Genomic DNA, 463 nt, shown 5'->3' with positions numbered 1-463 from the left:
CGCGTGCAGGTCCTTGAAGACCGTCGAGCGCATCAGGTCCGTGTGGAGCGCCGAGACGCCGTTGACCCGCCGCGAGCCGTGGAAGGCGAGGTGGCCCATGCGCACCCGGCGGCCATGGGTCTCGTCGATCAGCGAGACGGCGGCGAGATGCTCGGCGCCGCCCTGGCCGCTCTTGCCGCGCTCCTCGAGATGCATCCAGTTGATGAGGTAGATGATCTGCATGTGGCGCGGCAGCAGCCGCTCCATCAGCTCGACCGGCCAAGTCTCCAGCGCCTCGGGCAGGAGGGTGTGGTTGGTGTAGCTGAGGGTGCGGGTGGTGACGTCCCAGGCATCCTCCCAGCCGAGCGCATGATCCTCCAGGAGGACGCGCATCAGCTCCGGCACGGCGATGGCCGGATGGGTGTCGTTGAGCTGGATCGCGGCGTGGTCGGCGAGCGAGCGCACGTCGCCGCGCTCGGCCACG

1 protein-coding gene is annotated in these 463 nt (G+C 69.5%); it reads right to left on the bottom strand.

The features are described from left to right. The coding region (locus tag OWC48_RS46450; protein WP_282525986.1) for a glycogen/starch/alpha-glucan phosphorylase at nucleotides 1-463 on the bottom strand (463 nt) is incomplete at both ends.

This window comes from Bradyrhizobium sp. Arg816 (assembly GCF_029989365.1).
Classification (GTDB): Bacteria; Pseudomonadota; Alphaproteobacteria; order Rhizobiales; family Xanthobacteraceae; genus Bradyrhizobium.
This window is presented reverse-complemented; position numbering and strand designations above follow the sequence as displayed.